The following is a 6,228-nucleotide window of genomic DNA, read 5'->3' as shown; positions in this document are numbered from 1 at the left end:
AGGATCGGCAGGAGCTTGCCGAAGTCGATCCCCGCGGTCTTCGGTTCGTTCGTGAGGGTCTCCGCGACCTGCTTCTTGCTGTCGCCGAACACGTGGTTCACGATCTTCTCGCCGTCGGTCTGGTCGACGTCGTCGACCTTCGCCGCGCCGGCGAACCCGCCGTGCTTGCTGAGCGCGGCCTCGATCGCGGCGGACCCCTCGCTGGTCTCGGCGTTCTTGGCCAGGCCGCCCACGAGGACGGCGCTGCCCTCCTTGACCGCCTGGCGGGCCACGTCCTGGCTCACGCCGAACTTCTCGGCGATGTCGTCGATCGGCACCTGCTTGAGGATCTCGTCGAGGTCCATGTTCTTCCCTTCCCCCGGGTCATCCGGAGTCTTCCGGAAGACAGGCGACCGCCCGTCTCTGTGCTCACCGTAGTGCGGAAACCGAGGCCGTGACGAGATCCCTTATCGTGATTCCGGTATGTCCGAGGGCGGCCCAGCCCGTCGCATAAAATCGATCCATGCGCGCTGCGGACATCCAGGACGACCTATCCGAGATCCTCGTCACCGAGGAGCAGATCCGCGAGAAGCTCGCCGAGCTCGCGCAGCTCGTGGCCGCGGACTACGAGGGCAAGGACCTCCTGCTCGTGGGCGTGCTGAAGGGCGCGGTGATGGTCATGGCCGACTTCGCACGGGAGCTGCCGTTCCACGCCCCGATGGACTGGATGGCGGTCTCCAGCTACGGCGCGAGCACGAAGTCCAGCGGCGTGGTGCAGATCCGCAAGGACCTCGACACGGACCTGCACGGACGCCACGTGCTCATCGTGGAGGACGTCATCGACTCCGGCCTCACGCTGAGCTGGCTGCTGGAGAACTTCGAGTCCCGCGGGGCGGAGTCCCTGGAGGTGCTGGCGCTGCTGCGCAAGCCCGATGCGGCCAAGGTCCACATCGACTGCAAGTACGTCGGCTTCGACATCCCGAATGAGTTCGTCGTCGGCTACGGCCTGGACTACGCCGAGCGCTACCGCAACCTGCGCGACGTCGCGGTGCTCGCCCCGCACGTCTACTCCTGACGCACCGCTACTCCTGACGCACCGCGCCCCTGACCCCGCGCGCGGTGCCCCGCGGCATCGCCGCAGCCCCGTACGCCGTGGGCGAATCCCCAGCGATGGCAAAGCCGCACCGCGATACGCTGAACGGATCATGGACGTGAAGAAGCTCACCCGCAATCCGCTGATCTACGTGGTGCTGATCGGCGTGCTGCTGATCGGCGGATTCATGCTGATCTCGAGCCTCGGCGCCGCCAAGCAGGTCAGCACCAAGGAGGGGCTGGAGCTGCTCGGCAAGGGCACGGTCACCGAGGTCGTGATGACCGACGGGGACCAGCGCGTCGACATGAAGCTCTCCAAGCCCTTCGAGGGCGCCGAGTCCGTCCAGTTCTACTACGTGTCCGAGCGCGCCGGCGAGGTCATCGACGCGATCAACAGCGCCGACCCGAAGGACGGCTTCAACGACGCCGTCCCGCAGCCGACGTGGTTCGACGGGTTCCTCTCGCTGCTGCTGCCGATGCTGCTGCTCGGCCTCCTGTTCTGGTGGCTGCTCTCCTCGGCCCAGGGCGGCGGCGGCAAGATCATGCAGTTCGGCAAGTCCCGGGCGAAGCTCGTGAGCAAGGAGACCCCGACGGTCACCTTCGCCGACGTCGCCGGGGCCGACGAGGCGATCGAGGAGCTCCACGAGATCAAGGAGTTCCTGCAGGACCCGGCCAAGTTCCAGGCGATCGGCGCCCGGATCCCGAAGGGCGTGCTGCTGTACGGCCCTCCCGGAACCGGAAAGACGCTGCTCGCCCGCGCCGTGGCCGGAGAGGCCGGCGCTCCCTTCTACTCGATCTCCGGATCCGACTTCGTCGAGATGTTCGTCGGCGTCGGCGCCTCGCGCGTGCGTGACCTGTTCACCCAGGCCAAGGAGAACTCCCCGGCGATCATCTTCATCGACGAGATCGACGCGGTCGGCCGGCACCGCGGCGCCGGCCTCGGCGGCGGCAACGACGAGCGCGAGCAGACGCTGAACCAGATGCTCGTCGAGATGGACGGCTTCGACCCGAACGCGAACGTCATCGTGATCGCGGCGACCAACCGCCCCGACATCCTCGACCCGGCGCTGCTGCGTCCCGGCCGCTTCGACCGCCAGATCGGGGTGGACGCCCCCGACCTCAAGGGCCGACAGCGGATCCTCGAGGTGCACGCGAAGGGCAAGCCGCTGGCGAACGGCGTCGACCTCGAGGTCGTCGCCCGCAAGACGCCGGGCTTCACCGGAGCCGACCTCGCGAACGTGCTGAACGAGGCGGCGCTGCTCACGGCCCGCTCCAACGCGCAGCTCATCGACAACCGCGCCCTCGACGAGGCGATCGACCGCGTCATCGCCGGCCCGCAGCGGCGCACCCGCGTGATGAAGGACAAGGAGAAGCTCATCACGGCGTACCACGAGGGCGGCCACGCGCTCGCGGCGGCGGCGATGAACTACTCCGACCCGGTGACCAAGATCACGATCCTCCCGCGCGGGAAGGCCCTCGGCTACACGATGGTGCTGCCCGTGGACGACAAGTTCTCGGTGACCCGCAACGAGCTCCAGGACCAGCTCACGTACGCCATGGGCGGCCGCGTGGCCGAGGAGATCGTGTTCCACGACCCGACGACCGGGGCCTCGAACGACATCGAGAAGGCCACCGACATCGCCCGCAAGATGGTCACCGAGTACGGCATGACCACGCAGGTCGGCCCGGTGAAGCTGGGTTCCGGCTCCGGGGAGATGTTCGTCGCCCGCGACATGAACCGCGGACGCGACTACTCCGAGTCGATCGCCGAGACGGTGGACGCCCAGGTGCGTGCGCTCATCGAACAGGCCCACAACGAGGCCTACGAGGTGCTGAGCGCCAACCGCGACGTCCTGGACCGGCTTGCCCGTGAGCTGCTCGAGAAGGAGACGCTCGACCACAACCAGATCGCGGAGATCTTCCAGGACGTGAAGAAGCTCCCCGAGCGGCCCCAATGGCTGAGCAGCGAGGACCGCCCGGTGTCCCTGCTCCCGCCGATCGAGATGCCGGTCCGCGGCGTCGAGGCGGGCGCGGCGGCGTCGACCGAGGCGTCCCCGTCGTCCGCGTCCGAGCGCAAGCCCGGCACCGCCGGCGGAGGGCACGCCCGCCCCGCGACGGCCTGACCGTGTCCGTCGACCGGGAGCGCGTCGCCGCCCTCACCCGCGAGCTGCTGGAGGCGATCGGGGAGGATCCGGAGCGTCCGGGACTGAAGCAGACGCCCGCACGGATGGCGGACCTGTACGCGGAGTTCTTCGCGGGTGTCGGCGAGGACCCGGGGGCGCCGCTGGCCCACACGATCAGCGTGTCGCACGGACCGGCGCCGGAGACCGTGCCGTCCGGCGCCGTGCTGCTGCGCGACATCCGGTTCCGCTCGGTGTGCGAGCACCATCTGCTTCCCTTCGCCGGGCACGCGCACATCGCGTACCTCCCGGGCGAGCAGGTCGTGGGCCTCGGCGCCCTGGTGAAGGTGGTCGAGGTCCTCGCGTCCCGCCCGCAGGTGCAGGAGCGGCTGGGCGAGCAGATCGCCGACACGATCGCGGCGCACCTCGACGCGCGCGGGGTGCTCGTCGTGCTGGACGCCTCGCACGGCTGCGTCACGATGCGCGGCGGCAAGCAGCCCGAGGCGTCCACCCTGACCATTGCGGCCCGCGGGGCGTACGCCGACCCGGTGGCGCGCGCCGAGCTCATCGCGCTCATGGGCCCGTCGACGGCGGCGGGTACGGCCGGTCCCGCCGGGGACACGCGATGACCGCGATCTGGGGCATCGTCAACGTCACCCCCGACTCGTTCAGCGACGGCGGGCGCTACCTGGATCCCGACGCGGCGCTGGCGCGCGGACGGCTGCTGCGTGCGCAGGGGGCCGCCGTGCTCGACGTCGGCGGGGAGTCGACGCGGCCCGGCGCCGAGCGCGTGGATCCCGCCGAGGAGCAGCGCCGGGTGCTGCCGGTGATCGAACGCCTCGCGGCCGAGGGGATCGCCGTCAGCGTCGACACGCTCAACGCGACCACCGCGGTCGCCGCGGTGGCGGCCGGGGCGCGGATCGTCAACGATGTCTCCGGCGGGTTCGCCGACCCGGAAATGCTCGTCGCGGTGGCGGAGACCGGCGCGGACATCGCGCTCGGGCACTGGCGCGGGCCGTCGTCGGACATGTACGCCCGGGCGGAGTACGGACGCGTGGGGCGCGAGGTCGCCGCCGAGCTGCGGGGCCGGATAGAGGCGGCCGCGGCGGCGGGGATCGCCCCCTCGCGCGTGATCGTCGACCCCGGCGTCGGGTTCGCGAAGACCGGCGAGCAGAACTGGGAGCTGCTGCGGGACCTCTCCGACGTGGTCGCCCTGGGCACGCGGGTCCTCGTCGGGACGTCCCGGAAGCGTTTCCTCGCCTCGGCGCTGGGCGATGACGCCGACGAGGCGCGTCGGGATCTCGCGACCGCGGTCACCAGCGCGCTGGCCGCGCGTGCGGGCGCATGGGCCGTGCGGGTGCACGACGTCGCCGCCACCCGGGACGCGCTGGCCGTCGTCGCCGCCTGGGACGGCTGAGTCCGCACGCTCCCTCGCCGTCCCGCTCCTGCGTTCGCTGACGGCGCGAACCCCGCGCCGCGCGGATCCGTCGCCGTAGGCTGGGGGCATGGAACCCCTCGACGAGATCGTGCTCACCGGCCTGACGGTGTTCGGCCGTCACGGCGTGTACGACCACGAGCGCGCGGACGGCCAGGAGTTCACGATCGACCTGCGCCTGAGGCTGTCCCTGCGAGAGGCCGCCGCGTCCGACGACGTCGCCGACACCGTGCACTACGGCGAGCTCGCCGAGCGGGTCGCGGCCGTCGTGGCGGGGGAGCCGGTGGATCTCATCGAGACCCTCGCCGCCCGCATCGGGGACGTCGCGCTCGCGGACCCGCGGGTCCGCAGCGCGCAGGTCACCGTCCACAAGCCGCACGCCCCCATCCCGCTGAGCTTCCAGGACGTGGCCGTGACGATCACCCGGGGGAGGCCGGAATGACCCGCCGCTTCCCGCCGATGCCCGCACCGGACCCGCGCCCCTCGCGGGAGCCGGTGCGCGCGGTCGTCGCGCTGGGGTCCAACCTCGGGGACCGCGCAGCCACGATCGACGACGCCGTCGCGGCGATCCGCCGCCTCCCGTTGGTGCAGGACGTCACGGTGTCCGCGCCGTTCGAGACGGTGGCGCTCCGCCCGGACGGCCCGGACCCGGACGCCCCGGGGTACGTGAACGCCGTCGCCCTGGTCACGACCCGCCTCGGACCGTCCGTGCTCCTGGGCATGCTGCACGCGATCGAGGAGCAGCACGGGCGCGTCCGGACCGAGCGGTGGGGCGACCGCACCCTGGATCTGGATCTCATCGCGTACGGAGACCTCCGCAGCGACGACGAGCGGCTGCAGGTGCCGCATCCGCGGGCTGCGGACCGCCTGTTCGTGCTCGAGCCGTGGCTCGACGTCGACCCGGACGCGGTCCTTCCCGGCCGCGGTCGCGTCGCCGACCTCGCCGCCGCGCTGCGGAGCGCCGGGGGCGCCGGATGAAGCGCACCTCGGTCGTCGTCCTGCTGATCGTCGCCCTCGCCGGGGGAGCGGTCGGTTTCCTCGTGGACCACGCCCTGACGACGGCCGGCAGGGCGACGTTCACCCCCGCGGTGGGGCTGCCGATCCTGCTCGTCCTGCTCGGGATCGGCGTGCTCGTCGTGGCCTGGCCGATCCGACGCAGCACCCGGGCGCAGATCGCCGCGGCGGACACCGGCGTGCGCGCGGCACGGGTGGACCCGTTCCGCGCGTTCCGGATCGCGATGCTCGCGCGGGCGTCGAGCCTGCTCGGGGCGGCGGTCGCGGGCTTCGCGGCCGGGCTGGCCGCCTACCTCCTCACGCGGCCGGTGCCTCCGCCGGTAGGCTCGATCACGGCTGTCATCGCCACGGCCGGGGGCGCGATCGTGCTCGTGGTCGCGGCGCTGATCGCGGAGCACTTCTGCACGCTCCCCACCGACTCTGGGCCGCACGACCCCGCCTCCCCCCGGGGAGCCGGGATGGAGGAAGACGATGACGAACACCCCGGATCCGCACCCGTCGCAGGACGGTGACGGCCTGACGCCGCCGACCCTGCCGGTCGCGCCTCCGCCGGCTCCGGCGCCCGCACCGCCGGCTCCCGCATCGCCC

The 6,228-nt window shown here is 71.9% G+C and carries 8 protein-coding genes; 7 read left to right on the top strand and 1 reads right to left on the bottom strand.

The features are described 5' to 3' along the window. Positions 1–344, bottom strand: a 344-nt coding sequence (locus MR1_RS18250; RefSeq protein ID WP_157518365.1) for a DUF937 domain-containing protein, incomplete at its 3' end; no start/stop codon positions are given. A gap of 158 nt (positions 345–502) precedes the next feature. Between MR1_RS18250 and hpt the strand changes: the two genes are divergently transcribed. The 7 genes from hpt to MR1_RS18215 all read left to right on the top strand — a co-directional run bounded on the left by hpt (position 503) and on the right by MR1_RS18215 (position 6,152). Then, positions 503–1,054, top strand: coding sequence for a hypoxanthine phosphoribosyltransferase (gene hpt, locus MR1_RS18245; protein WP_067250451.1), 552 nt, complete (start codon positions 503–505; stop codon positions 1,052–1,054). Between the two features lie 130 nt (positions 1,055–1,184). Further along, positions 1,185–3,194, top strand: coding sequence for an ATP-dependent zinc metalloprotease FtsH (ftsH, locus tag MR1_RS18240; protein WP_067250448.1), 2,010 nt, complete (start codon positions 1,185–1,187; stop codon positions 3,192–3,194). 2 nt (positions 3,195–3,196) lie between these two features. After that, entirely contained in the window at positions 3,197–3,820 is a 624-nt protein-coding gene (folE, locus tag MR1_RS18235; protein ID WP_067250445.1) for a GTP cyclohydrolase I, read from the top strand. Then, positions 3,817–4,608 (top strand): dihydropteroate synthase, encoded by a 792-nt coding sequence (gene folP, locus MR1_RS18230; RefSeq protein ID WP_067250442.1) that lies wholly within the window; start codon positions 3,817–3,819, stop codon positions 4,606–4,608. Before folE ends, folP begins: the two co-directional genes overlap by 4 nt. Positions 4,609–4,696: 88 nt before the next feature. Next, positions 4,697–5,068 (top strand): dihydroneopterin aldolase, encoded by a 372-nt coding sequence (folB, locus tag MR1_RS18225; RefSeq protein ID WP_067250439.1) that lies wholly within the window; start codon positions 4,697–4,699, stop codon positions 5,066–5,068. Further along, a complete protein-coding gene (gene folK / locus MR1_RS18220) occupies positions 5,065–5,604 on the top strand; it encodes a 2-amino-4-hydroxy-6-hydroxymethyldihydropteridine diphosphokinase (protein WP_067250436.1) in 540 nt (179 codons plus the stop codon). The genes folB and folK overlap by 4 nt, the downstream gene beginning before the upstream one ends. Next, positions 5,601–6,152, top strand: coding sequence for a DUF3180 domain-containing protein (locus tag MR1_RS18215; RefSeq protein WP_084344907.1), 552 nt, complete (start codon positions 5,601–5,603; stop codon positions 6,150–6,152). The genes folK and MR1_RS18215 overlap by 4 nt, the downstream gene beginning before the upstream one ends. The last annotated feature ends 76 nt before the right edge of the window (positions 6,153–6,228 follow it).

This window comes from Microbacterium resistens NBRC 103078, assembly GCF_001552355.1.
GTDB classification, from domain to species: Bacteria; Actinomycetota; Actinomycetes; order Actinomycetales; family Microbacteriaceae; genus Microbacterium; species Microbacterium resistens.
Note: the sequence above shows the minus strand (reverse complement) of the source record. Positions and strands in the feature narration are given on the sequence as shown.